This window comes from Streptomyces sp. NPDC051555 (assembly GCF_044454405.1).
GTDB lineage: Bacteria > Actinomycetota > Actinomycetes > Streptomycetales > Streptomycetaceae > Streptomyces.
In genome coordinates this window covers 200,303-223,140 of sequence record NZ_JBITDP010000011.1, presented here as the reverse complement: position 1 = coordinate 223,140, position 22,838 = coordinate 200,303, and the positions used below count along the sequence as shown (strand labels likewise).

Genomic DNA, 22,838 nt, shown 5'->3' with positions numbered 1-22,838 from the left:
CGCTCGGAGGTCCACATGGCGTCCACGGTTCCCGACCCCCTCCCCGGTACGCACGACAGTTCCGGCGCGGTGCGGGCCGCGCCGGAACGCACGGGCGGGATCGAGGCCCACGGCATCGATCACATCCCCGACGCGGCACGCCACGGCCGCCCGCGCGACCTCTTCACCGTCTGGGCCGCGGCGAACGTGAACTACCTCAGCCTGGTCGTCGGCGGCGCCCTCGTCCTCATGGGGCTCAGCCTGTGGCAGGCCGTCACCGCGATCGTCGTGGGCAACCTGTTCTGGCTGCTGACCGGGCTGCTCGCGGTCTCGGGCGCGGCTTCGGGCACTCCCAGCGAGGTGATCACCCGGGCGCTGTACGGCGTCCTCGGCAACCGGGTCAACAACGCGATCGGCGGGTGGCTCGTCTCCGTCTGCTACTTCGCCCTCAATCTGGCCGCCGCCGCGACCGCCGTGTTCTCCCTCGCCGATCGGGCCGGGATCACCGCGAGCACGGGCGTCCAGATCGCGATCGTCCTGGGCATCGCCGCCCTCACCTTGGTCATCAGCGTCTACGGGCACGCGCTGATCGTGAAGCTCTACCTGCCGATCACCCTGGTGCTCGCCGCCGTCTTCGCCGTCGTGACCGTCGGCGTCGCCCGACACGCCGACTTCTCCTACCGGCCCGCCGCGCCGCTCACCGGCGCCGCCCTGTGGGCCGCGCTCATCGCCGGTACCACCCTGGTCGCCTCGGCCCCGCTCTCGTACACGACCAGTGCGGACTTCTCCCGTTACCTGCCGCGCACCGCGTCACGCAGGGCGATCGTGGGCTGGACCGCCTTCGGGGGCTTCCTGCCGGGCATCGTCGTCTGTTCGCTGGGCGCCCTCGCCGCCACCTCGGTCGACATGACCGACCCGCAGAACGCGCTCCAGGGGCTCCTGCCGGGCTGGTTCGCCCCCTTCTTCCTGCTGTCCCTGGTCCTGGGCACGATCGCCCTCAACGCCCTCACCGCCTACAGCGCGGGCCTGGCCCTGCAAGCGGTCGGCCTGCGCATCCGCCGCTCCGTCAGCGTCCTCTTCGACGGCTCGGCCGCCGTCGCGCTGACCCTGTACGGACTGCTGGTGTCGAACCTGCTCGACACGGTCAGCAACGCCCTTCAGCTCATCGTCGTGCTGATCGGCCCCCTCACGGCCGTGTACGCCACCGACATCGTGCTGCGCCGGGCCCGCTACGACGGCGCCGCTCTCTGCGACGAGACCACCCGGAGCGACTACTGGTACACAGGCGGCGTCAACTGGGCAGGCGCGCTCGCCCTCTTGACGGGTGTGGCGAGCGCGGCCCTCTGCGTCGACACCCTCTACACGGGCCCGGTGGCCGAGCTCCTGGGCGGCGTGGACCTCTCGCTGCCCGTCGGCATGACCGTGGCGTCCGCCCTCTACGTCGCCACCATGCGCAACTCCCCCACCGTCCGGGCAGCCCGCGCGGGCGGGTGAGGGCCGGGGCGGGGTCCGGCCTCAGGGGCGGTCGAGACCCCAGGTCTGGAGGACGTACGGCCGGCCCTTCTCCTCCCCCGTGATCGAGGGCACGTCGAGGACCCGGAAACCGGCGCTGGTGGCCACGCCGACGCTGGCGGTGTTCTCGACCTCCAGCTCCAGGATGACCCGCTCCGCGCCCAGTTCCTCGAAGGCGTACCCGGCCATCACCCGCACCGCACGGGCGGCCAGGCCCTGGCCCCGGTGGGCGGGGCCGACCGCGTAGCCGAGTTCCGTGCCCTCGGGAGCACGCTTGAGCATCACCTCGCCGAGCGGTGCGCCCCCGTCGACGGTGATGGCGAGCAGGACGGCCGTACCGTCCGTACGGAGCTTGCGCGCCCGGTCCAGTCGGGTCCGGGCGGCCTCGTCGTCGAAGGGGGAGACGATCGGCGTCCAGTACGCGATGTCCGGGTGGTCGAACAGTGCGGGCATCGCAGCCAGGTCGGACTCCGTCCAGTCACGCAGGACCAGGCCCTCCCCCGTCAGCTCGACCCGGTCGGGAAAGGACGGCGTGGTGCTGCTCATGCTGGGGAACCTCCGCGGCTGGTAGGGGACGAGGCAGGATATCCGCTGCCGGGTCCCCCGTCCGGGTCGGCCACCATCCGTCCGACGGAGGAGGAAGGGGTGGCTGAGGTAGTGGCGGCCGGGATCTCTTTTTCGGGCAAGCGCGATCTTCCTCCGAAAGCGGCCGCGCCCGGGTGAACTTCTCCTGGACAGCGGCGTCTTGGCCTTGATGGAGTGGCCGGCATGTCCAAGCTCCACCCTGAGGCCGAGCGGCGGGTCAGCACGCTCGAATTGTTCTTCGACCTGGTCTTCGTCTTCACGATCACGCAGTTGACCGTGATGCTCGCGCACGACCTGACCTTCGCCACCGCGGGGCGCGTCGCGCTGATCTTCATCGTGCTCTTCTGGATGTACGGCGCGTACGCCCACCTCACCAACCAGGTGCCGCCCGACCGCACCTCGCGGCGCCTGCTGCTCCTGCTCGGCATGGGCGGGTTCCTGGTGTGCGCCCTGTCCGTCCCGCGGGCCGTCGGCGACACGAGGGCCGGTGTCGCCTTCGGGCTGGGCTACCTCCTGGTGGTCGTGGTGCACGGAGCCCTGTACTCCCGCAGCCACGGCCGCAACGTGCTCTGGTACGCGATACCCAACTGCCTGGCGGCCCTGTCCGTCACCGCCGCGGGACCTGCCGTCGGGCTGGTCGCGGACGGCCTGTGGGTGGTGGCCCTGGTGCTGCAGTTGGTCACGCCGTACATCGCCCAGCTCGCCCCGGGACGCACGGAGGGCCCCACCGCCGTCGAGCTGCGCAGCCAGCTCGGCGGGCTCGACCCGGCGCACTTCGTCGAGCGCCACGGGCTGCTGCTGATCATCGCGTTCGGCGAGTCGGTCGTGGCGATCGGCATCGGGATCGGCGACATGGCGATGTCACTATGGGTCGCCGGCGGCACGTTCCTCACCCTGACCCTGGTCGCCGCGCTGTGGTGGACGTACTTCGTACGGGACGAGAGCGCCGCGGAGGCCGCCTTCCGCGGTACGGCGGTGCCGGATCGCTTCGCGCTGGCCATGAGGGCCTTCTACTACTCGTTCCTGCCGATGCTCCTGGGCATCGCCGCTCTGGCCGCCGGGGTCAAGAAGGTGCTCCCGCACCTCGGCGAGCCCTTGCACACCGCCCCCGCCGTATCGCTGGCGGCCGGTGTGGCCCTGTTCCTCGCCGGCGAGGTCGCCTTCCGGGCCACGCTGCGGCTGCGGCCCCTCGCGTACCGTGCGGCCGCCGTGCCGGTCGCGCTCCTCACCGTGCCGGTCGGCCACCTCATCTCCGGGCTGGCCCAGCTTGTCTCCCTGGTCGGGGTGGTGGTGGCGATGCTGATGGCCGAGGACCACTGGGCCGCGGCGTCCGGTGGGCCCGCCGAGCCCGTACAGCCGGCCGTCCCGGCCGCCCAGCAGTGACCATGTCCACACCGCGCACGGGGACCGTGGGGCGCGGCCCGGCATAGGCTGCGCTGGTGGCAGTGGAGCAACGTCGTACCGATCGGGTGAGCCGGTCCACCCCGTACCCGGTCATCGCCACGGCGTGCCTGGTCCTCGCCGTGGCCACGGGCTGGAGCACCATGCTGCTCGTCGTCCTCGGACGGGTGGTCCCGGGGTGGGCGGTGAGCGCGGTCCTGCTCTCCCTGTCGCTGGTCCTCGCGCGCGCCCTCGCCGGACGGCACCGGTCGGCGGTCGACCGTACGGCGCCGTGGTGGGCGCCCCTGCCCCGGTTCGTACGCGGCCTGCTCACGGCCGCCGCCGCGCTGGGGAGCACCCTCGGAGTGTTGGACGACCTCGGTGCGGACTACCACGTCCTGCGCCCCACCGGCCCGCACGGCTGTACCGCCGTCATACGGGAGACGTCCTTCCTGTTCGCCGGCAGCGGCGAGCTGTACGCGATGGGCCCGACCGGCTTCGCGTGGCGGTCATCGGCCTCCTGGACCACCGATGACGGCTACCGTCCCATCGCCACGGGCACGTACGAGCTGAGCTGGGGCCCCGACGACGGCGCCCTGACGGTGCACGGCAGCGCGACCGACCCGGTCTTCACCGGCGGCCCCCACACCGTCGACTGCCGCTGATCCGGCCGTCCGCTCCGTCACGTTCGGGCTGGTCGCGGCAGGGAATCCCGGTCCGGGTCCGGCCCCGGCTCGGCGCTACAGGTCATGGCGTCGCTCCTGCGGGTGGTAGAGCTTTCGGGCGCGGGCCAGGTCGACAGGCCCGCCCTGGTCCAGGTGCAGGAAGAAGTCCAGCTGCCACGCCTGCGCACTGCCGGCCTGGCGGTTCGTGGTGGTCACCCAGGGCGGGTAGACGCGGAAGGCTCGCTTCCCACCGGAACCGCCTTCCGATACGACATCGTGTCGGCGGAGCGCGTCCATGGGAAGGACGAACTGGCCGAAGTGGCGGTGGTCGCGGGCGCTGATGACAAAGAGGTCGACGGCGTCCGTTACGTCAAAGGGCTGGATGGGCCCGGCCGGGGACCTCTTCCAGACGGTGACGAATTGGCCGACCTTGGTGGGGGTCGTCTTGGCTGCGCGGAACCGGATGGAGAGGCCGTCCAGGGTGAAAACGTGCGCGGCGTAAGCAGCACCCTCGGCTTCGGGCACCGGCTGCGAGCAGGTGAACCCGCAGGAGTCGTAGACGAGCGCCTTCGCCGCCATGAGATCTCCGTGGGCCGGCACAGTGTCCGACCATGGCTTCAGCTGGAGATCGGATGAGTACCCGCGGTGCGTTGTCATTCGTACACCCTGACACGGGTACGTGGACGCAGTCGGCGCGCCCTGTGCGGTGTGGTTCCCGTCCACGATGCGAGGCGCCGGAGGGGCCCGATGCAGGGGGGTATGGGGTGCTTGGCTAGGGTGAACACACGTACGGGAGCTGACTGACCGACAGCTTCCCGGCGTGTCATCTAAGGAGCGTCACCAGCTGTGAAGAAGATCAAGGCCGCCATCCTCGCGTTCGCCGCCGTGGCCGGACTCGCCGTCGCCGCCGCGCCGGCCCAGGCCGCCCCGTGCAGTACCGGGGGCGCCCAGTACATCTGCGAGTACGGCGTCACCAACCACGCGCTTCCGGGGGACCAGCGGGAACAGTTCCTGGTCGGTACCGATTACGCGGTGTGGACCCGCTGGACCACCAATGGGCAGTGGTCCGGCTGGTACTCCCTCGGGGGAACCGTCTGGAGCAAGGTCAGCATCAGGGAGCAGACCGACATCGCCCCCCACGCCATCTGGATCTACGCCAAGGGCTCCAACACCCAGACCTGGGGTCGGCTCCGCACCGCTCCCGGCGCGAACTGGAGTGGATGGGACTGCCTCAGCTGCGCCGACCGCTGAGTCATCGGTCGCCGGTCGCCGGTCGCCGGTCGCCGGTCGTGGGGGCGTATCGGGCTCGTTACGGAACCGCCACAGCGCGGCGTCCGCGAGAACCGCCGGGGAAGTGGTGCTGTGTTCACCGGTGCGAGCCGGTGCAGGGCCGGTCGTGAACCTCGGGGAGAGCTCATGCGGTACTCATCAGGTGTCCGGCGGACCGCGGCAGCGCTGGTGGCAGCGGCGGCGGTCACCGCCCTCGCCGGGGGCTGTACGCCGTCCGGGAGCGACGCCGCGGTCGCCAAGCCGTCGGGCTCGACCGCGGCTTCGGCGTCGTCCGAGCCGTCCTCGCCGACCGCCGGCTCCTCCCCCGCCGGGAGCACGTCCGGCGGGGCCGGCGCCCCCACCGCCGGCCATTCGGCGCCGACCCCGGCGGGTGGCGGCAAGCCCTGCACGGCCGACCAGGTCAAGGTCTCCGACGCGCACCAGGCCGACGTCCGGCCGACGGGTACGGGGACGGGGGCCGCCCTGGTCTCGGTCACCAACACCTCGACGCACGCCTGCACGCTGCGCGGGTTCCCGACCGTCGCCGGAGCCGGCAACGGCTCCCCGGAGCACAACTCCCCGCTCGCCACCACCCCCACCGGCTCCCCCGCCACCGTCTCGCTGGCCCCGGGGGCCCGCGCCTGGACGAAACTGACCTTCGTCAACGTCCAGGGCGAAGCCGACGGCTACTGCGTGTCCGGCGCCAAGCCCGTCACCTTCCCGACGCTCGTCATCGGTGTCCCCGGAGCGGGCGCGCACCAGATCGCCATGGACGACGGCGTCTTCGCCGAATGCGACAACAAGGCGACCGTCACCGCCTTCTCGTCGGCCAAGCCCTCCTGAGAGTCCACCGTCGAGAAGTTCGCCCGCTGAGACCGTGCCCGGAACGGCGCGGGCTCAGCCGGTGAGGGTGTAGCCGAGCGGGCCGCCGACGGTCTGGCCCTCGCAGTTCGGGTCGTTGGACTCGAACAGTTGCCGCCCGGCGTCGAGGCACCGGTAGAGCGGGGCACTGGCCACGCCGGGCTGCGGGTTGCTCAGGACCCAACCGAGGCGGGTCACGTACTGCTGGCCCTCGCAGTTGACCTCGCCGCTGACGAAGTGGTCCCCGCGCACGACACAGAGGTACAGCGGGTGGGTCCCGGGCGTCGCCGCGGTGTAGAGGCGGCCCATGCCGCCCTCGCGGTTGTAACCGTCGGGGACGTGCCACACGCTGCTGAGGTGGTCCTTACCGGGCTTGAGGTACCGGTACAGGCTCAGCTGCGCGGCGCCCACCGCCGGCTCGCCGACGCAGGTGATCTGGCGGAACGAGGTCCAGTACCCGCCGACCTGCTGGAAGTCCGTCCCGTTGGTGACGCGGCACTGCGAAGCGTTGAACCCGGTGGCCGTCGCCTGGGCCAGGGCCGCCTCCACCGCGGCGCGCTGCGCGATGTTCAAGGGGCCGCCCCCCGTGCCCGTGTAGCGCAGTTGGACCGGCCCGACGTCCGCCGCGGCGGCAGCGGGGCCGGAAGCAGGCGCCGCATGGGCCTGGACGGAGCCGGCCAAGGCAGTGGTGCAGGCAACGGCCACGGCCAGGAGTACCGCGCGCAAACCTCGTTGACGTCGCATGGAACCTCTCCAGGAGTCTTTCGAGCGGAATGTACGGAGCTACGGATGTCCGGATGTCCAGGTGTACGGATGTCCGGTGCCGGTCTTGACGCGGAGAAACGTAACGAGATGCACTAAGCGCACGGAACCCGCCCATTCGGGGGGGCCGGTCGGGGCAGCGGTGCGTGCACTGGTGGGGGCCAGTCGGCGCGTCGGTGGGGGATCTCGTCACACGGGGGTGTGTCAGTGGGGCTTCAGCGTGCACGGCGGTTCGCCGTGAGGGCCGCAGCACTGTTCCGGATCGCGCACCTCGTGTACGCGGCCGATGTCGTGGGCGCCGTCGCGGTCGACTGGCGGAGCATCGGTCTTCTGGCCGCCGTGGGCGCTGTCACCGTGTTCGTCTACGGCTCGGCCCTCCTGCGCGGCTGGTTCCGACCGTCGCGGGTCTGGGCCGACGTGCTGCTGACCGGCTGCGCGCTCCCGTGGGTGGCCGTGGCCACCATCGGCGACGGCCCGGCGGTGGAACCGCACGGCTGGCTGATGGTGCCCGCCCTCTCCGCGGCAGCGGCCGCCGTGGTCACGCTCGGTCGGCGGAACGCCGCCCTCGCCGTCCTCCTCCTGCTGTTCACCTCACTCGCCGTCCACCAGGCGGTCGCGACCTCCTCCACGCCCGCCCTCCTCGAACACGTCACGGCAGTCGTCGAAGCCGTGGCCGTTGCCGGACCGGGCTGGTGGTACCTGCGGCGTCAGGGGATGCTGCTGGACATCGCCCAGGAACGGGCCGTCGTCGTCGAGAGCGCACGGGCCCGGCAGGCGGAACGGGCCGCGCACCACGCCGCACTGCACGACACCGTGCTCGCCACCCTGACCACCATCGCCGCCGGCCGGGTGGACGTGAACGCGCCCGGATTCCGGGACCGCTGTGCCCGCGAAGCGGCCTACCTCAGACGGCTCGTCCAATCCGGCACCCTCGAAGAGCCGCACCGGTACGACGATCCTCCCGTCCCCGACAGGGTCGGTACCGCGGCCGCCCTGGAGGAGGCCACCCGCGCCGCGGAGAGCCTCGGCCTGAAGGTGACCTCGCAGTACGACGCGGTGCCGGACCTGCCGCACGAAGTCGCCCGGGCCCTGGCCGCGGCGGTGACCGAGGCGTTGAACAACGTGCGCACCCACGCGCGGACCCCGCTGGCCTACCTCACCGTCTTCGGCCGGGCCGGCGGCGTCGAAGTGACCGTGGCCGACCGCGGCGTCGGCTTCGACGCGTCCGCGTCCGGCGAGGGCGGTCGCCGCGCCGGCACCGGACTTCGCCGCTCCGTACACGGCAGGATGGTCGCCGTCGGAGGCAGCGCGGAGGTGGACAGTCGCCCCGGCGAGGGCACCCTGATCGCATTGCGCTGGCCGGCGTGATCGACATCGCGGTGGTCGACGACGACCGCATGCTCCTCGACGGGTTGCGCGCCTGGCTCTCCGGTCAGCACCGCCTGCGCCTCATCGCGACCGCGTCGACGGTCGACGAACTGTTGGCCCCTCCAGCTCCAGTGCCCGCTCCCGCTCCCGCCCCCACCCCCGCTCCGGCGCGGACCGCCGCCGTGGTGCTCCTCGACCTCGTACTCGGGGACGGGTCCCGGCCGGAAGTCAACGTCCGCCGGGTGCGGGCCGCGGGGAGCAGGGTGCTGGTCATCAGCACGATCGCCGACCCCGCCATGGTCGTCGCGGCCGTCGCGGCCGGGGCGGACGGCTACCTCACCAAGGACCACGCCCTGGACACCCTGGTGGAGGCCGTCGAGATCGTGGCCGCAGGCGGTACGGCGCACTCCCCCGAACTCGCCTTCGCCTGGGTGCGGGACACCACCGCGACCCGACCGCATCTGGCCCCCCGGGAACGCCAGGTGCTGCGCGACTACGCCTCGGGGCTGACGCTCAAAGCCACGGCCCGGCGCGCCGGGATCAGCGTCTACACCGCGAAGTACTACCTGGACCGGGTGAAGCAGAAGTACCGGGATGTGGGCCGCCCGGCCTTCACCAAGACCGACCTGGCCCGTCGGCTCGACGAAGACGACCGGTCCCGGTGAAGGAGTGAAGTGGTGGGGCGCGGCGCACGGTTCAGCCCTCCGGGTGCGCCCGCTCCCAGGCCGTGCGCACCCGAAGCGGAATCCGGCCGCGCGGCGGGAGCTCGTAGCCGTTGGCCCGGGCCCAGACGCGCAGGGCATCCGTGCTGAGGGTGCGACCGTGCCGTGCGGTCCCGGTGACGGTGACGATCCGTGGCTCGTCACCGGGGCGGAGCTCTGGTGACGGCGTGAAGCAGACGCCTTCGTCCAGCAGCCCGTCGGGGAACAGCGGTACGCGCGTACGGCCGCCGAGGACGGCCGCGAGGAAGGCGACGAGACCGCCGTCGAAGGAGAACCACCTCGGCCCACGGGCATCGTGCACGACGATCCGCCATCGATCGGGCGCGTCCTGCGGCTCGGTGACCCAGAACAGGTACTGCCCGTTGTCGGTCACTCCCACGGCGAACAACCGCCGCGGATCGTGCGGTACGAGCGTCCCGCCCGCCCGATCGACCTCCAGCTGCCGCTCCACTATGGTGGCCATGGGCCCGGTCAGCGACATCCAGTCGGTGGCGCCGAGCGGATGCCGGATGCCGATGAAGTCGCCGAAGCTGCCCGGCCCGTACGCGTCACAGAGCCGCTTGTAGTCGTCCGGCAGCCGGAAGCCGAGCTCGCCCTCCTTCGCCGCCCAATCCGTGGCCGAGGGCGGGGTCGGGGCGGCGGGCGGCGGACAGAGCCGGACGAGGGCTTCGACGGCTTCGAAGGCCGACGACGGCATCACGGCCGGGCCGCTCCGAGGGTGTCGGCGGCCGTCTCGAAGCGGTGCTCCGTCGGCTTCAGGACCTCGTATAGGTGGCCGAAGTAGCTGGTGCGCGCCGTTGCGTTGAGCACCGCCAGGACGAAGGCGGCGCACCCGGTGTCGTGGTGCTCCCACATCGGGCCGCGCCCCTCGTTGTAGAGGACCGTCCACGCGTCGGGGTGCCGGCCGGGCCGCACGAGCCAGTAGAGGAACGTCCCCGTACCCTCCTCGAACGCCCACGGCAGTACGCGGGCCCCCGCCTCCAGCAGTTCGGCGGGCTTCGCCTCCCCCGCCTCCCACAGGTAGGCGAGGTCCTCGTCCCGCTCCGCCGTCCGCAGGCGCAGGTCGCAGTCCTGGTAAGCGGAACCGGGGACGAGCAGCCAGATCGTCCCGTCGAAGACCCCGCCGCCGTACGTCTCCACCAGCCGCTTGTAGTCGGCGGGCAGGGCGACGCCGAGGGCGCGCTCGGTCCGTTCCCAGTCCACGGCGGGCGGCGGATCGGCGGGCGGCGGGCAGAACCGGACGAGGGCGTCGACGGCATCGACACCGTGGACGGCATCTACTGCGGCATCGGCGCCTTCGGCGGGAACAGTGGGCTCGGACGAGGTCGGAGTGGTCACCGGACGGACGCTACTGGAGGCCCGAGGGGCGCCCGTCGGCGGGTCCGCGTCGCGGGCCACGGTCCGCTCACCCTCAGCTGGACTGCCGCACGACCAGCTCCGTCGGGAGGACCCTGCGCGGCTCCTCGCCCTTCCCCGGGGGTGCGGCGGGAGCGGGTCCGTACTCCCCCGCGATCTTCTGGAGCAACAGGCGCGTCATCGTGCGGCCCATCTCCTCGATCGGCTGGCGCACGCTCGTCAGCGGCGGGTCCATCAGCCGGGCCACCGCCGAGTCGTCCACCCCCACCAGGGCGACGTCCTCGGGAACCCTGCGCCCCGCCGCGCGCAGCACGCCGCGCGCGCCCGCCGCCATCACGTCGGAGGCGGCGAAGACCGCGTCCAGGTCGGGGGCGCGATCCAGCAGCTCGCGCATCGCCGCCCGCCCGCCGGCCTCGGTGAAGTCGGCCGTCGCCACCAGCGCCTCGTCGGGCCCGATGCCCGCCTCGGCGAGCCCCGCGCGGTATCCGCCCAGGCGCGCGCGGGCCACGTACATGTCCAGCGGACCGGTGATGGTCGCGATCCTGCTCCGGCCCCGCCCGACGAGATGGGCGACGGCCGCCCGACCCGCGCCGATGTTGTCGGAGTCGACGTAGTCGACGGGCTCGCCCTCGGCGCGCCGGCCGTTCATGACGACCGGCAGCCCGAGCTGGACTATCCGGTCCGGCAGCGGATCGTCACCGTGGACGGACGCCAACAACACGCCGTCGACGCGCCGGGCGGCCAGATAGTGCTCGAAGCGCTGCCGCTCGGCCTCGGTCCGTACCAGCGTGAGCAGCAGTTGCTTGTCCGCTTCGGCGAGCTCGGCGCTGACCCCGCGGATCAGGTCGAGGAAGTACGGCTCCGAGAAGAGCCTGGCCTCGGTCTCCGGAATGACGAGGGCGACCGCGTCGGTCCTCTTGCCGGCCAGCGCCCTGGCCGCCTGGTTGGGCACGTAGCCCAACTCGGCGACGGCCCGGGCCACGGCCTCCTTGGCCTGCTCGCTCACCCGTGGCGAGCCGTTGATCACCCGGGAGACCGTGCCCCGACCGACGCCGGCCAGGGCCGCGACCTCTTCCAGGGTGGGTCTGCCGTTCTGCCGCTCGCTCACGGAACTCCCCTCGTACGCCATCGCGCTCCGCGCCGGGCGCCGGCCCGGTCGGCTGATCAGGCAAGACGGTGGAACCCGCCCCCGTCGCCGCTGCAGCACACGTTACGCCGATCGAGGGCTATGGGAGCGCTCCCGCGCTACCCTCGATCTTCTTTCGGCGCCACGCCCCCGCCACCGACCGACGGGCGCTCCCCACACGGCACGGCCCGGCCCGGGTCCTAGCCCGCGAGGCCGTCGATCACCTCTGCGCCGGGGAGTTCGGCGAAGAGCGCGCCGGGGGCGATGAGCTTGCCGCGGCGGCGGCCGCTGCCGATCAGTACGTACGGCGTGTCGACGACCGCCCGGTCCACCAGCAGCGGCCAGTCCGCCGGGAGCCCGATCGGGGTGATGCCGCCGTACTCCATGCCGGTGCGCTCGACCGCCGTTTCCATCGGGGCGAAGGACACCTTGCGCGCATCGAGTCGACGCCGCACGGCGCCGTTGACGTCGGCGCGGGCACCGGAGGGGATCACGCAGGCGGCGAACGTGGTCTCGCCGCCCCGACGGGCGGCGACGATCACGCAGTTCGCCGACTGGTCGAGGAGCTCCTGCCCGTAGTGCCCCACGAAGGCCGCGGTGTCGGCGATGGCCGGATCGGTGTCGACGTAGACGATCTGCCCGGCAGGGACGGTCCCCTGCCAGGAGCGGATCGCATCGGCCACCGGGCCGACCAGTTCGTCGAGATGGTCGGGGGCGGGACGGGCCTCGTCGAAGGGGCCGATGGGAGCGCGCATGCCCCCATTGTGCACGGCCGCCGCGGGGGCGGCCGCGTCAGTTCGCGGGGTGCTGGGTGCCCTGTTGGCGCGGGACCCGGTTCAGCCGGGAGGCGTCGGGGCGACGGTGGGCGGCGCTGCGCCGGCGGCCGGGGAACGGGTTGCGTCGCGCGGGGGCGCTGGGTGCGAGAGCCAGCAGGGCGATGGTCATGAGGACCGCGACGAGGATGAGCACGATGGCGAAGGTCATCTTCCTGCCTTCCGTCGAGTACTGGCTGTTGCCTGTAGCTACTTGGTGTAACCAGAATGCGATCTTCTAAACGCCTCCGGGGACGTTTACATCGCGGACATGCAGAAGGGCCCCCTCAAGGGCCCTTGCACAACAGGACAGTTCGCGCTCGCGTCAGGTGGCGAGGTTCGTCATCAGGGCGAACCAGTCACCGGCCAGGTAGTTCTTCTTCCAGGTGTCGATCTGCTCGGTCGAGATCTTGTACTTCTTGGCGATCTTCTCCTTCGTCGCGTCGGAGTCGTCGGCCAGCAGGATCAGCACGATCCGCACCCGGTCCACCACCGTCAGCTCCGCCTCCGGCTTGTCGGGCAGGTCACCGAACCGGAAGCAGCTCAATCCGCCGACCTTGCCGGGCTTTCCGGGTTCACCGGGCTTCCCCGGCCGACCGCCCTTGCCCCCTTCGCCGCCTTCGCCGCCCTCACCGCCGTTGCCGCCCGTGGCGCAGTTGGCGGGCTGCCCCGGCAGGGCCGAGGAGACGGTGCCCGAGGGAGCGTGGGACTGCGCTGCTTGCGCGGCGCACGCCGTGCCGGTGACGAAGGCCAGGGAGGCCGCCGCCAGGACGAGCGGACGCTGCCAGGAGCTTGTGAACATGACGGGGTTCTCCGAATCGGTGAGCGCCTGAGTGGCCGTGCCACTAGCGGGAGTTGCAGGTGAGGGGGAGGCCGGCCGGGGGGAGGCCCGAAGTCCTCCCCCCGGTCCGGTCAGGTGGGCCGGTCAGAAGATGCTGGAGCCTCCGGCCCCACCACCGCCGCCGATGCCACCGAAGATCCCGCCGTGGCCGCCCTTGCCGCCCTTGCCGCCGCCACCGCCCTGGAAGACGCCGTCGCCGCCGTGGCCGCCCTTGCCGCCGTTGCCGCCCACGAGGACGCCGTCGCCGCCACCGCCACCATTGCCGGCGGTGCCGCCGAACAGACCGCCACCACCGTCGCCGCCCTTGCCGCCGTCGCCGCCGATGACGCCCTCGCCGCCGCCACCACCGCCACCGCCGCCGCCACCGGAGAGGACACCTTCTCCGCCCTTGCCGCCGTTACCACCGGCGCCGCCGACACCGGTGACGCTGCCACCACCGGACCCGCCGGAGCCGCCGCCCCCGCCGATCAGGCCCCCGCCGCCTTCACCGCCGTCACCTCCGGCACCACCGGCGGACGGGAAGGCCATGGCCACATGAGCGGGCATCGGAGCCGCCGACGCCATGGACGCGGGGATCAGGACCCCTCCCGAGATCATGGCCGCCGAAGCGAACAGCGTCGCCAGTCGGAATCCACGGCGGTTGGTACGGACAACGTTGTTGGTGCGCGCCTTACGGTTCATGACCTTCTCCTACGAATGATGAGCGAACGAATGGACTCCCCGACAATCGGGGATCTCTTTATCCAGGGATATTCGGAATTCCCCCGAGGAGGTTTTCCTTCTCTCCCTCGCTGCCTCGTTTCCTTTTCGGTGAGGCCCGCATCACCAGTAAGCCCGACGGCCGCGCGGCGGTCACGCTCCGGAAACTCGGGGCTTGACACGCCCCGGAACACCGACTAAAAGCCTGCACGGCGGCCGTGGGGCACCTCGGGAAAGTCGTTTGGCGTGCCCGGAGTGCACGCCTAACCTCTGGCGCATGATCCAGACGAGGAACGACGAGCTGCGCAGCTACCAGGTGGGGCCCGTACGCGCCGAGCTCCGCGAGCTCACGACGAGCGACAATCGCGAGGGGCTGCTCGAAGGCACGCCCCACCTGCACCGCCGCATGAATCTGTTCCGCATCGACAAGGCGCTGACGGGCACGGCGCAGGTGTACGTGCACGATCTCGAAGGGATCCGGGCCGACGCGGAAAAGCAGGTCGACGAGTGGCTGCCGCGCGAGACGGTCCAGGCCCGGCTGACGTCGGCGTGGACGCCCGAGGGAATTGCGGAGTACGGGCACACGGCGCTCTCGGTGATGTGGTTCCAATCGCCCGCACAGGACCCGTACGCCCGCCTCGCCACGATCCTGGGCCCGCTGGGTTGGACTTCGCTCGCCAGGTTCGTACCTTTCGAGTACTGAGGGCCCTCACGCCACCAGGCGCAGCCAGGCCGCTGCGAGGGCGGCGTGGCCGGCCGGCGTCGGATGGACGCCGTCCGCGCTCCAGTGCTCCGACTCGGTCGTCGCCGAGAGCTCGGCGAACATGCCGTCGGCGGCGATCAGCCGCGCGCCGTACCTGCGGGCGAGCCTGCGGACGGCCTGGATCTTCGGGTCCAGGTCCACGCGCCATTCGGTTCGCTCCGCCTCCCCGATGAGCACGGAGCCGCCACCGGCCTCGACGACGCCGTGGATCGGCAGCAGGAAGGGCTCGATGAGGATCAGCTGCGTGCCCGCCCGGGCGAGGGGGGCCAGCAGCCGACCGTAGGCCGCTTCGAACTCGTCCGCGGAGATCACGTACCCCTTCGGGTCCAGCGTGTGCCACCCCATGTCGTTGACACCGACGAGGATCGACACCACGTCCGGGCGCGCATCGAGCACGTCGGTCTGCCAGCGGGCGGCGAGGTCCATCACCTTGTTGCCGCCGATCCCGGTGTTCAGCCACGTCACCGGCCGGTCCGGATGCCGCAGCCCCCACTCGCCCGCGATGCGCAGCGGGTAGCCGAACCCGAGGCCGTCCTCGCTCTCCAGCCGTTGGCAGTCGGTGATCGAGTCACCGGTGAACATCACGGTGCTTCCCGCTCGTACAGTGGTCGACATGTGCGCTCCTTGAACTGAACTCGCCTGTGAACAGGGCCAGTCACACGGTGTCCGACGCCGCCGACAGCGGACCGACGGCTCCCGACACGCCGCCGACACCGGTGCGGAGAGAGGCGTGGAGGGGGTGATCAGCGTCTTTGCGTCCGCTCTGCGGCCGGCAGCAGGACGGCCGCGCACAGCAGGGCGGCGCACAGGAAGCCGCTCGCGGCGACGAAGGCCACCGGCGTGGCCGTGCCGTCGACGATGCCGGCCGCATCGGCGGCGTCGTCGTTCGCGGTCAGGACCATCGCTCCGGCGAGCGCCAGCCCGACGGCCCCGCCCAGCTGGCGGAGCGTCTGCCGCAGGACGGACGCGTCGACCCGCTCGCCCTCGGGCACCCAGCGCATCAGTTCGGCGCTCAGCGCGGGCACCGGCAGGCCCATCCCGACCCCCGCCAGGACCATCCCGGGAACCTGCCACGCGTACGTGCGCGACGGCAGGGCCACCGTCCACAGCACCGCGCCGAGCGTGGCCGCCGCCAGCCCGAGCAGCACGGGGATCCGGATGGAGCGGTAGCGGTCCAGCAGGTGCCCGGACAGGAGCGTGCCCACTGTCAGCGCGGCGACCAGGGGCACCAGGGAGAGGCCCGTGGTCAGGAGCGGCCGGTGCATGGCCTGCCGGAGGAACAGCGTGCCGTGCACCACGACGATGAGCTGGGCGGCCTGCACCATGGCCGTGAGCGTCACCGCCACGGCGTACGGGCGGATGCCCAGCAACCGCAGGTCGAGGAAGGGCTTCGGGGAGCGCAGCACGAGCCGCACCGCCACGGCCAGCGACACCCCACCGGACGCCAGGACGGCGAAGGTCCGCAGGTCCGTGAAGCCCCGGAACCCGCACCAGTAGAGCCCGAGGACGAGCACGGCCATGGACAGGAGCATGAGGAGCGGCGCCACCACGGTGAGCGGTCGCCCCTCCGGTTCCTCCTCGACCCGTGCCCCGGCGGCCAGGCACAGGATCGCGGCGGCGACGGGCACGTTGACGGGGAAGACCGCACGCCACCCGAGGTACTGCGTCAGCACCGCCCCCACCACGGGGCCGAGCACGAAGAAGACCTGGGCCAGCCCGGCGTACGTCGCCAGCGCCCGGCCGCGTTCGCGCTCCTCGTACAGGCCCGTGATCAAGGTCGTGGCCACCGGGATCATCAGCCCGGCGCCGGCGCCCTGGAGCGCCCGCATCAGGAGCAGGAAGGGCTCGGCGGCCGGACCGGACGGGGTAAGTCCGCAGCAACCCGACGCGACGGCGAAGAGCAGGATCCCGAAGCGGAAGGTGGGCAACAGGCCGAAGCGGCGGGCCACCATGCCTCCGACCGGCGCGAACGCGGCCAGCGCGAGGACGTAGACGAGTGCCACGCCGTGCAGTGCGTACGTCGTCAGCCCCAGGCCCCGGGCCATCGGGGCGAGGGCGACCGCGACGACGGTCTGGTCGAGCATGATCATGCCGCCGGCGCACCCCATGGCGGCGAGCACGAGGCGCCTGCGGGGTGGCCCCGTCCGTCCGCTTGACCAGATGTGTCGCACCGGTCCCCATGCTGACACGGGCGGTGTCGGCGACACGTCATTGAACCGGCGGGCGCGGGGCCCGCCCGGAGCGGGGAGAACGCCGGGCGGGCCGCGCGGGCCCGGGAGGACCGGGCCTCAGCCCACTACTTCTGCTTGGCGAAGTGCCACGTCACGTCGATCTGTCCCTCGTCGTGGGGAGCCAGTGCCCGGAAGGCGCCGGGCGTCAGGTCGAGACCGCCCCGGCCGGCGCCCGGCGCCTCGTCGAGGACGGTCAAGGTGACGGACTTGCCCTTGTACGTGACCACGATCTTCTTGCCGCAGTTCGGGGCCGGATATCCGCCACCGAAAAGTGAGGGATCGATCGAGGCCACGAGGTCGCCGGGGTTGATCTGCTGGCCGCACGCTCCCATCCCGGGCTGGTAGGTCGACGCCTTGCCGCTGAACTTCTGCGTGGGCGGCTTCGTCGACTTGGTCGGTGCGGGCGACGCCCCCTTCGTCGTGCTCGGGGCCGGCGTGGGACCCGGGCCCGTCGTACTGGTCGGCATCGGCGCGGCGGGCGGTGTCGTCGAGACCTCCGGCTCCGGTTCGTCGGTGGAACGGGACAGCTCGGTCTCGGTCGGGTTGGGATCCACGGGCTGCCCGGTACCGCTCGACGCCGTGACGGCGATGCCGGTGTCCTCCGAGGCATTGGCGGTGGCGACGGTGACGACGGCGGCGGCGCCGACGGCCAGCACGGCTGTGACCGCTACTACGGCGATTCTTGGTCTCATGGGTCTCTCTCTGGACTGCGCGTTTCCGGACGGCGAGCGTCCGGTGGGCGCGCCCATGATCACGCGCACCGCTAATGCTTCGCTAACGCTCGCCGGCCGGCCGCGCGGCTCAGCGGATGCAGCCGACGATCCGTACGGAGACCTGTGCGCTGCCCGTGAGTCCGGAGGCCGGGTCGGTGGCGGTGAAGACGAGCGGGTACGTTCCGTCGGGCAGCAGCGGGACGGTGAACCGGCCGGACGCGCCGGCGCCGAGGGTCACCGCGCCGTTCGGCCCCTGGATCTGCCAACCGGTGCGCTGCGGGTCGGTGATGAGCTGCTCGCCCGGGTGTGCGCGCGCCGTCCCGGCGAAGGTCTCCTGGCAGCCGCGCCGCAGTCCGGCCCCGCTGCCGGGTGCGTCGATGGTCACCGTCGGCCGCGTGGGCGGGGACGGGGGCGCGCTGGTGCGCGGGGTGTTGCCCGGGCGGCTCGGGGTCGCGGAGGCGGAGGCGCTCGGGGAGTTCGGCGTGTGGGGCGTCGTGGACGGGCTCGCGGATCCGGCGGGACTCGGCGACGGTGACGCGCCGGGGGCGGAGACGGAGGGAGAGGGCGTGGCGGCGGGCGGCGCCACCACGTCCAGGGGCGGAACGTCCACCCGGGTCACGGCCGGTGGCGCGGCCCCCTTCGCCGGTTCGGTCGGCTCGGCGTCGATCTTCGCGCAGACGGCCGCGGTGATCATTTCTTGGGCGGCGGGGATGTCCGAGGTGCGCAGCGGCTGGTCCTCACCGCTGTGGGGGTGCGTGTCGAAGTAGCCGTTGCCGGTGCTCGTTTCGCGGTCGCTGTGCTCGATCCACGCCGAGTCGTGGTAAAAAGCGCCGGGTTTCTGCTGGTTGACGCCGGTGACGTGCCACGCCTGCACCTTGGTGCCCGACGGCTCCCCGGCCGCGGGGGCGTCGGCCGCGGCGAAGAGGTAGCCGTCGCCGAAGTAGCGTTGGGGGGCCTCCAGGGCGCCCCGCTCGTTGGCGGCGGGATAGGAGAAGCCGCCACCCACCACGGAGCGGCCCTTGGGGCAGGTGAGGGTGGATTCCGCACGGCCGCCCGCGGCGACCGTCACCTTCGCGGTGACGACGGACGCGTCCTTCAGCTTGACGCAGACCGGGCGGGCGCCGACGGCGAAGTTCGACTGCGGGGGCTGCGGGTCGAGGATCCGGGTCTTGCGGAGGATGTCCTCGGAGCGGGGCATCGGGAACGGCTCGCTGCTGAGCGCGGTGCCCGGGTTGACCGAGACCGTCCAGGGCGCGGCCCAGGCGGCGCCCGGCAGCGCCCCGTTGGGTATCAGGGAGTCCAGCGGTACGGGCTGCACGGGACGTGCGGCGATGATCCGGCCGGCTCTGAACTCGCTTCCCACCATGGTGAATTCGTTGCCGCAGCGCGGGTCGCCGAGCGGGTCGCCGACCGCCTCGGCGTACGGCCCGTCGGTGGTCAGGTCGCGGATGGGTTCGGTGCCGGGCGTGCCGAGGATCTTGTTGCCGCGGTCCTTGAAGGCGTGGGCCCGCCAGTTGAAGTCCAGGCCGGGCTGCTTCTCGACCTTGGCGTTGACGCACAGGGCGTAGGTCGTGAGCGTGGCGGGTGCGTCACCGGGGTTGTAGGCCACCACGGCCCATGCGGAGGCGCCGAGGAACTGGCTGCTCGTGGCGAAGCCGGTGCCGGTGACGGCGTACCCGCCGCCGAGGGCGCTCTCGTGCGGCAGGCACGCCGCTGCCGCCGCCTGCTGCCCGCCCGCCCCGACCGTCGCGGTCGTACTGCGCTGGACCACGGCCACCGGTGTGCCCCGGTCGACCCACCACACGCCCGCTCCGGCCGCTCCCGCGACCACCAGCGTTCCGGCGGCCACCGCGGCCGCCGTCTTCGTGGTCAGCGCGCCGACCCACTTGGCCACCACATCTCCCGAGCCCATTGCCGCCGCCCCTCCCGACCGACCGCCATGACCTGCTCCAACTGGCTTGATTTCAGCGGAGCGTGGGCACTCTAGCGCTCGGCCGGCCCAACTCACAGGCCCGCGACGGCTCGGTTTCGACGCACCGCGCGGTCGATCCTCAGTCCAAGGTGAGGAGCACCTCGTCGATCTCGCCGCCACGGGCCCGGGCGAAGCCGCGGTCCCGGCCCATGAGGACGAACCCGCACTTCTCCAGCACCCTGATCGAGGCGGCGTTGTCCGCCGCCGCACGGGCGTGCACCGGCCGCGCGGGGTCGAGTTCGAGCAGCTCCGCGAGCGCCGCCGTGGCGATCCCGCGCCCCCAGTGGGCGCGGGCGATCCAGTACGTGACCTCGCGCTCGTCCGGTGGTCCGTACGCAGCGACGTGGCCCACCACCTGTTCCTCGACCAGCACGGTCCGCATCACGATGGCCGGGTCGGCGCGGATCCGCGCCCAGTGGGCGTCGAACGCGACGGGGTCGCCGTGCTGGTCGCCGACGAAGGCCGCCATGTGTTGCGCGGCCGGGTCGCACGACTGCTCCCGGAAAGCGGGCAGGTCACTGTCGCGCACCTCGCGCAGGAAGATCATCTACGGACTCCTCACCTGACCGGGCCGGTCGTACCTCGACGGTCCGGACAACCTAGTGCTGTGACCGGAAAGGTTCACCGGGTCACGGCACTAGCGGAGGGCGGCCGGGGTCGCCGTGCTCGTCGGGGCCGCAAGTCGTCCGCTCCGCGCGAGGGCCGCGACGGCGGCCGCGCAGCTCAGCCCCGTGACCGTGAGGACGAGCCAGGGCGTCCACGGCGCCCGCCCGTGGACCGCGAGTTCCCACACCGCCCCGGTGCCCAGGTTCCCCAGGGTGATCCCGAGGCCGGAGACCGTGTTGTAGCACCCGTAGTGGGTGGCGACCAGCCGGTCGCCGGAGAGGGCGACCACGGTGTCCATCTCGAACGGGTACACCACCGCGCTCCCCACGGCCAGGAACACCACCGCCGCGGTCAGGGACACCAGCGTGAGGTACGGGGCCCCGGAGGGGGTGAACACCAGCGGGAGGAAGGCCAGTCCCATCACGGCCAGCCCCCGGACCAGGGCCTGCGCCGGGGTCCAGCGGCGCTTCGCCCAGCTCGTCAGCCGCAGTTGTCCGAGCACGGTGACGGCGGCCGACACGACGAACAGGCCGCTCGTGGCCCGGGTGGCCGCGACGTCCCCGAGGGCGGTCCCCGCGGCCAGGGGCAGGGCGAGGTACACCTGGAAGGTCAGGACGTAGGACCCGGTCATCGCGAGGGAGAAGAGCAGGAACGGGCGGTTGGCGAGCACGGTCCGCCACTGCGCCCGCACGCCCTCCGGGGAGCCGGGGTCGACGCCGTCGCCGCCCCGGTCGGGCAGGGCGCGCCACTGCAGCAGGGTCAGCAGGGCGAAGACGAGGGCCGCCGCCGCGCAGACGGCCCGGAAGTCCGCGGCCAGCAGGGCCAGCCCGACGAGCGGGCCGAGGAGCATCCCGGCCTGGTAGTAGACGTTGAAGGTGGCGAAGGCCTCGACGCGCCGCTCCCCCGCCTCCGCGGCCAGGTACGCCCGCACGGCCGGGTTGAAGAGCGCTCCGGCGAAGCCGGTGGCGGCGGAGGCGACGACGAGCACGGGCAAGGAGTCGGCCCAGCCGAGCAGCACGAATCCGAAGGTGCGGAGCAGGCAGCCGGCCATGATCGGGGACTTGTAGCCGTAGCGGTCGGCGAGGGTGCCGCCGATCAGGTACATGCCCTGCTGGGAGAGGTTGCGCACGCCCAGCACCAGACCCACGGCCCAGGCGGCCAGGCCGAGGCCGCCCGCGAGGTGGGCGGCCAGGTAGGGCATGAGCATGTAGAAGGCGAGGTTGATGGCGAACTGGTTGACCAGCAACAGCCGGACGGCCGGCGGGAAGGAGGCGGTCCGGCGCCACAGCGCCCTCACCGGGTCGCTCCGGCGGGGCCGCTCCGGCGGGTGGCGCCGAGCGGGTCTAGGACGGTGGTGCAGCGGGTCCAGCGGGTGATCGCCTGCTCGCCCGGGTAGGTGATCTCGTCGGGCTCGTCGGCGGGCCGGTGGCCCATCAGGTCGTGCGCCGCGCAGTACGCGTCGTCGAAGACCGTGCCGACGTAGCGCTCGGGGCCGTCGGGAAAGACGGCGACGATCCGTGCCTGCGCGGGCAGGGTCGCGGCCAGCCAGCGGGCGGCGAGGCCGACCGCGCCGACGCTCCAGCCGCCGCTCGCGCACCGGCCGCGGGCCAGGGCGCGGGCCGCCCACACGGCTTCGGCGGCGCAGACCCAGTGCACCTCGTCGAAGACGTCGTAGGCGACGTTGTCGGGGAAGATGCTGCTGCCCAGTCCGCGCATCAACCGGGGTGCGGCGGGCTGGCCGAAGATGGTGGAGCCGGCGGCGTCGACGCCCACGACCCGCAGGTCGGGGAAGAATCCGCGCAGGACGGAGGCGATCCCCGCGGAGTGCCCGCCGGTGCCGACGCTGACGACGAGGGCGTCGATGCGGCCGAGCTGGGCGACGAGTTCGTGCGCCAGGGGCCGGTAGGCGGCGACGTTGTCGGGGTTGCCGTACTGGTCGGGGCACCAGGAGCCGGGATGGGCCGCGAGGAGGTCCTCGACCCGCTGGCGCCTGGCCTGCTGCCATCCGCCGGTGGGGTGGGGCTCCCCCACGCGTTCGACGTCGGCGCCGTAGGCACCCAGCAGTCCGGCCATCAGCGGCTCCATTCCGGGGTCGGTGACGACCGTGACCGGGTGCCCGAAGGTCACCCCGGCCAGCGCGAGTCCGAGGCCGAGCGTTCCCGAACTCGATTCGACGATCCGGGCGCCGGGCCGGAGTTCACCGCGCTCCCGGGCGGCCTGGACCATGTACAGGGCGGTGCGGTCTTTGATCCCGCCGGGGTTGCAGCCCTCCAGTTTGGCCCAGAAGCCGCGGCCCGCGGCGGTGAAGGGCTCCCCCACCCACAGCACCGGCGTGTTGCCGACCAGGCCGGCCGGGGTGAGCGTGGGGCGTTTGGTCTCGGCCTGGAGCTGGGCGGGGGATGCGGACAGGGCGATGGAGGGGGAGGAAGGGAAGGCGTTCATGGCGCAGTGCTCCCTCGGCCGGCGCGTACGACGACGCGCGAACGACCGTCTCGGGGGTACGGGGGTCCGATCGGCGCAGCCGCGGGCGGGGGGGGGGCGGGGGGGCCCCCCCGGCCCGGGGGGCCGGGCCCCCCCGGGGCCCCCCACCCCCCCCCCCCCCCCCCCCGCCCCCCC

The 22,838-nt window shown here is 72.6% G+C and carries 25 protein-coding genes; 8 read left to right on the top strand and 17 right to left on the bottom strand.

Going from position 1 to position 22,838, the window contains the following annotated elements; translation table 11 throughout:
* The first annotated feature begins 15 nt into the window (after positions 1 to 15).
* Entirely contained in the window at positions 16 to 1,473 is a 1,458-nt protein-coding gene (locus ACIBEA_RS23215) for a purine-cytosine permease family protein (protein ID WP_399263829.1), read from the top strand.
* 21 nt (positions 1,474 to 1,494) lie between these two features.
* Here ACIBEA_RS23215 and ACIBEA_RS23210 read toward each other — a convergent pair whose 3' ends face one another.
* Positions 1,495 to 2,037, bottom strand: a complete 543-nt coding sequence (locus ACIBEA_RS23210; RefSeq protein WP_399263827.1) for a GNAT family N-acetyltransferase — start codon at positions 2,035 to 2,037, stop codon at positions 1,495 to 1,497.
* Positions 2,038 to 2,259: 222 nt separating this feature from the next.
* Here ACIBEA_RS23210 and ACIBEA_RS23205 point away from each other — a divergent pair, with 222 nt between their 5' ends.
* Together ACIBEA_RS23205 and ACIBEA_RS23200 are read left to right on the top strand one after the other, a co-directional pair.
* Positions 2,260 to 3,459, top strand: a complete 1,200-nt coding sequence (locus ACIBEA_RS23205) for a low temperature requirement protein A (RefSeq protein WP_399263825.1) — start codon at positions 2,260 to 2,262, stop codon at positions 3,457 to 3,459.
* A gap of 56 nt (positions 3,460 to 3,515) precedes the next feature.
* On the top strand, positions 3,516 to 4,121 hold the full coding sequence (locus ACIBEA_RS23200) for a hypothetical protein (RefSeq protein WP_399263824.1): 606 nt from the start codon (positions 3,516 to 3,518) through the stop codon (positions 4,119 to 4,121).
* Positions 4,122 to 4,196: 75 nt separating this feature from the next.
* Here the strand turns inward: ACIBEA_RS23200 and ACIBEA_RS23195 are convergent, their stop codons facing one another.
* Positions 4,197 to 4,700, bottom strand: coding sequence for a MepB family protein (locus tag ACIBEA_RS23195; RefSeq protein ID WP_399263822.1), 504 nt, complete (start codon positions 4,698 to 4,700; stop codon positions 4,197 to 4,199).
* Positions 4,701 to 4,967: 267 nt separating this feature from the next.
* Between ACIBEA_RS23195 and ACIBEA_RS23190 the strand changes: the two genes are divergently transcribed.
* Positions 4,968 to 5,372 (top strand): hypothetical protein, encoded by a 405-nt coding sequence (locus ACIBEA_RS23190; RefSeq protein WP_399263820.1) that lies wholly within the window; start codon positions 4,968 to 4,970, stop codon positions 5,370 to 5,372.
* 165 nt (positions 5,373 to 5,537) lie between these two features.
* Complete coding sequence (locus ACIBEA_RS23185) at positions 5,538 to 6,233, top strand: DUF4232 domain-containing protein (RefSeq protein ID WP_399263818.1); 696 nt, start codon at positions 5,538 to 5,540, stop codon at positions 6,231 to 6,233.
* Positions 6,234 to 6,287: 54 nt separating this feature from the next.
* On the opposite strand, the gene ACIBEA_RS23180 is transcribed toward ACIBEA_RS23185, so the two are convergent.
* Positions 6,288 to 6,995 carry a hypothetical protein gene (locus tag ACIBEA_RS23180; RefSeq protein ID WP_399263816.1) on the bottom strand — a complete coding sequence of 236 codons (708 nt, stop codon included), beginning with the start codon at positions 6,993 to 6,995 and terminating at the stop codon, positions 6,288 to 6,290.
* 255 nt (positions 6,996 to 7,250) lie between these two features.
* On the opposite strand from ACIBEA_RS23180, the gene ACIBEA_RS23175 reads away from it, so the two are divergent.
* Entirely contained in the window at positions 7,251 to 8,381 is a 1,131-nt protein-coding gene (locus tag ACIBEA_RS23175) for a sensor histidine kinase (protein ID WP_399263814.1), read from the top strand.
* Complete coding sequence (locus tag ACIBEA_RS23170; protein ID WP_399263812.1) at positions 8,378 to 9,046, top strand: LuxR C-terminal-related transcriptional regulator; 669 nt, start codon at positions 8,378 to 8,380, stop codon at positions 9,044 to 9,046. The genes ACIBEA_RS23175 and ACIBEA_RS23170 overlap by 4 nt, the downstream gene beginning before the upstream one ends.
* A gap of 31 nt (positions 9,047 to 9,077) precedes the next feature.
* Here the strand turns inward: ACIBEA_RS23170 and ACIBEA_RS23165 are convergent, their stop codons facing one another.
* The 7 genes from ACIBEA_RS23165 to ACIBEA_RS23135 all read right to left on the bottom strand — a co-directional run bounded on the left by ACIBEA_RS23165 (position 9,078) and on the right by ACIBEA_RS23135 (position 13,919).
* On the bottom strand, positions 9,078 to 9,800 hold the full coding sequence (locus ACIBEA_RS23165; protein WP_399263967.1) for an SMI1/KNR4 family protein: 723 nt from the start codon (positions 9,798 to 9,800) through the stop codon (positions 9,078 to 9,080).
* On the bottom strand, positions 9,800 to 10,441 hold the full coding sequence (locus ACIBEA_RS23160) for an SMI1/KNR4 family protein (RefSeq protein WP_399263810.1): 642 nt from the start codon (positions 10,439 to 10,441) through the stop codon (positions 9,800 to 9,802). Before ACIBEA_RS23160 ends, ACIBEA_RS23165 begins: the two co-directional genes overlap by 1 nt.
* Before the next feature lie 73 nt (positions 10,442 to 10,514).
* The gene (locus ACIBEA_RS23155; RefSeq protein ID WP_399263808.1) at positions 10,515 to 11,588 is read right to left on the bottom strand and encodes a LacI family DNA-binding transcriptional regulator; all 1,074 of its coding nucleotides are present in this window, start codon (positions 11,586 to 11,588) and stop codon (positions 10,515 to 10,517) included.
* A 197-nt stretch (positions 11,589 to 11,785) separates the two neighbouring features.
* The gene (locus tag ACIBEA_RS23150; protein ID WP_399263805.1) at positions 11,786 to 12,340 is read right to left on the bottom strand and encodes a YbaK/EbsC family protein; all 555 of its coding nucleotides are present in this window, start codon (positions 12,338 to 12,340) and stop codon (positions 11,786 to 11,788) included.
* 37 nt (positions 12,341 to 12,377) lie between these two features.
* Positions 12,378 to 12,569 (bottom strand): hypothetical protein, encoded by a 192-nt coding sequence (locus tag ACIBEA_RS23145; protein ID WP_399263803.1) that lies wholly within the window; start codon positions 12,567 to 12,569, stop codon positions 12,378 to 12,380.
* A 153-nt stretch (positions 12,570 to 12,722) separates the two neighbouring features.
* Positions 12,723 to 13,199: a hypothetical protein gene (locus tag ACIBEA_RS23140; RefSeq protein WP_399263801.1), complete on the bottom strand. Its 477-nt coding sequence runs from the start codon at positions 13,197 to 13,199 to the stop codon at positions 12,723 to 12,725.
* Positions 13,200 to 13,322: 123 nt separating this feature from the next.
* Positions 13,323 to 13,919 carry a hypothetical protein gene (locus tag ACIBEA_RS23135; RefSeq protein ID WP_399263799.1) on the bottom strand — a complete coding sequence of 199 codons (597 nt, stop codon included), beginning with the start codon at positions 13,917 to 13,919 and terminating at the stop codon, positions 13,323 to 13,325.
* Between the two features lie 295 nt (positions 13,920 to 14,214).
* Between ACIBEA_RS23135 and ACIBEA_RS23130 the strand changes: the two genes are divergently transcribed.
* The gene (locus tag ACIBEA_RS23130; RefSeq protein ID WP_399263797.1) at positions 14,215 to 14,640 is read left to right on the top strand and encodes a hypothetical protein; all 426 of its coding nucleotides are present in this window, start codon (positions 14,215 to 14,217) and stop codon (positions 14,638 to 14,640) included.
* A 6-nt stretch (positions 14,641 to 14,646) separates the two neighbouring features.
* Here ACIBEA_RS23130 and ACIBEA_RS23125 read toward each other — a convergent pair whose 3' ends face one another.
* From ACIBEA_RS23125 to ACIBEA_RS23095, 7 genes are all read right to left on the bottom strand, one after another.
* Positions 14,647 to 15,315 carry an SGNH/GDSL hydrolase family protein gene (locus ACIBEA_RS23125; RefSeq protein WP_399263795.1) on the bottom strand — a complete coding sequence of 223 codons (669 nt, stop codon included), beginning with the start codon at positions 15,313 to 15,315 and terminating at the stop codon, positions 14,647 to 14,649.
* Positions 15,316 to 15,443: 128 nt separating this feature from the next.
* Positions 15,444 to 16,790, bottom strand: coding sequence for an MFS transporter (locus ACIBEA_RS23120; protein ID WP_399263792.1), 1,347 nt, complete (start codon positions 16,788 to 16,790; stop codon positions 15,444 to 15,446).
* A 206-nt stretch (positions 16,791 to 16,996) separates the two neighbouring features.
* The gene (locus ACIBEA_RS23115) at positions 16,997 to 17,623 is read right to left on the bottom strand and encodes an RlpA-like double-psi beta-barrel domain-containing protein (protein WP_399263790.1); all 627 of its coding nucleotides are present in this window, start codon (positions 17,621 to 17,623) and stop codon (positions 16,997 to 16,999) included.
* A 109-nt stretch (positions 17,624 to 17,732) separates the two neighbouring features.
* Entirely contained in the window at positions 17,733 to 19,556 is a 1,824-nt protein-coding gene (locus tag ACIBEA_RS23110; protein ID WP_399263788.1) for a hypothetical protein, read from the bottom strand.
* Between the two features lie 139 nt (positions 19,557 to 19,695).
* On the bottom strand, positions 19,696 to 20,163 hold the full coding sequence (locus ACIBEA_RS23105; RefSeq protein ID WP_399263786.1) for a GNAT family N-acetyltransferase: 468 nt from the start codon (positions 20,161 to 20,163) through the stop codon (positions 19,696 to 19,698).
* Positions 20,164 to 20,253: 90 nt separating this feature from the next.
* Entirely contained in the window at positions 20,254 to 21,519 is a 1,266-nt protein-coding gene (locus ACIBEA_RS23100) for an MFS transporter (RefSeq protein WP_399263784.1), read from the bottom strand.
* Positions 21,516 to 22,664, bottom strand: coding sequence for a PLP-dependent cysteine synthase family protein (locus tag ACIBEA_RS23095; RefSeq protein ID WP_399263782.1), 1,149 nt, complete (start codon positions 22,662 to 22,664; stop codon positions 21,516 to 21,518). Before ACIBEA_RS23095 ends, ACIBEA_RS23100 begins: the two co-directional genes overlap by 4 nt.
* Positions 22,665 to 22,838 lie beyond the last annotated feature (174 nt).

What these genes read in the sequence shown, in the direction of transcription:
- ACIBEA_RS23130 (WP_399263797.1), top strand. Translation starts at nt 14,215, where the DNA reads ATGATCCAGACGAGGAACGACGAGCTGCGCAGCTACCAGGTGGGGCCC.
- ACIBEA_RS23125 (WP_399263795.1), bottom strand. Translation starts at nt 15,315, where the DNA reads ATGTCGACCACTGTACGAGCGGGAAGCACCGTGATGTTCACCGGTGAC.
- ACIBEA_RS23185 (WP_399263818.1), top strand. Translation starts at nt 5,538, where the DNA reads ATGCGGTACTCATCAGGTGTCCGGCGGACCGCGGCAGCGCTGGTGGCA.
- ACIBEA_RS23210 (WP_399263827.1), bottom strand. Translation starts at nt 2,037, where the DNA reads ATGAGCAGCACCACGCCGTCCTTTCCCGACCGGGTCGAGCTGACGGGG.
- ACIBEA_RS23110 (WP_399263788.1), bottom strand. Translation starts at nt 19,556, where the DNA reads ATGGGCTCGGGAGATGTGGTGGCCAAGTGGGTCGGCGCGCTGACCACG.
- ACIBEA_RS23215 (WP_399263829.1), top strand. Translation starts at nt 16, where the DNA reads ATGGCGTCCACGGTTCCCGACCCCCTCCCCGGTACGCACGACAGTTCC.
- ACIBEA_RS23165 (WP_399263967.1), bottom strand. Translation starts at nt 9,800, where the DNA reads ATGCCGTCGTCGGCCTTCGAAGCCGTCGAAGCCCTCGTCCGGCTCTGT.
- ACIBEA_RS23150 (WP_399263805.1), bottom strand. Translation starts at nt 12,340, where the DNA reads ATGCGCGCTCCCATCGGCCCCTTCGACGAGGCCCGTCCCGCCCCCGAC.
- ACIBEA_RS23145 (WP_399263803.1), bottom strand. Translation starts at nt 12,569, where the DNA reads ATGACCTTCGCCATCGTGCTCATCCTCGTCGCGGTCCTCATGACCATC.
- ACIBEA_RS23155 (WP_399263808.1), bottom strand. Translation starts at nt 11,588, where the DNA reads ATGGCGTACGAGGGGAGTTCCGTGAGCGAGCGGCAGAACGGCAGACCC.
- ACIBEA_RS23180 (WP_399263816.1), bottom strand. Translation starts at nt 6,995, where the DNA reads ATGCGACGTCAACGAGGTTTGCGCGCGGTACTCCTGGCCGTGGCCGTT.
- ACIBEA_RS23195 (WP_399263822.1), bottom strand. Translation starts at nt 4,700, where the DNA reads ATGGCGGCGAAGGCGCTCGTCTACGACTCCTGCGGGTTCACCTGCTCG.
- ACIBEA_RS23120 (WP_399263792.1), bottom strand. Translation starts at nt 16,790, where the DNA reads ATGATCATGCTCGACCAGACCGTCGTCGCGGTCGCCCTCGCCCCGATG.
- ACIBEA_RS23140 (WP_399263801.1), bottom strand. Translation starts at nt 13,199, where the DNA reads ATGTTCACAAGCTCCTGGCAGCGTCCGCTCGTCCTGGCGGCGGCCTCC.
- ACIBEA_RS23115 (WP_399263790.1), bottom strand. Translation starts at nt 17,623, where the DNA reads ATGAGACCAAGAATCGCCGTAGTAGCGGTCACAGCCGTGCTGGCCGTC.
- ACIBEA_RS23105 (WP_399263786.1), bottom strand. Translation starts at nt 20,163, where the DNA reads ATGATCTTCCTGCGCGAGGTGCGCGACAGTGACCTGCCCGCTTTCCGG.
- ACIBEA_RS23205 (WP_399263825.1), top strand. Translation starts at nt 2,260, where the DNA reads ATGTCCAAGCTCCACCCTGAGGCCGAGCGGCGGGTCAGCACGCTCGAA.
- ACIBEA_RS23095 (WP_399263782.1), bottom strand. Translation starts at nt 22,664, where the DNA reads ATGAACGCCTTCCCTTCCTCCCCCTCCATCGCCCTGTCCGCATCCCCC.
- ACIBEA_RS23135 (WP_399263799.1), bottom strand. Translation starts at nt 13,919, where the DNA reads ATGAACCGTAAGGCGCGCACCAACAACGTTGTCCGTACCAACCGCCGT.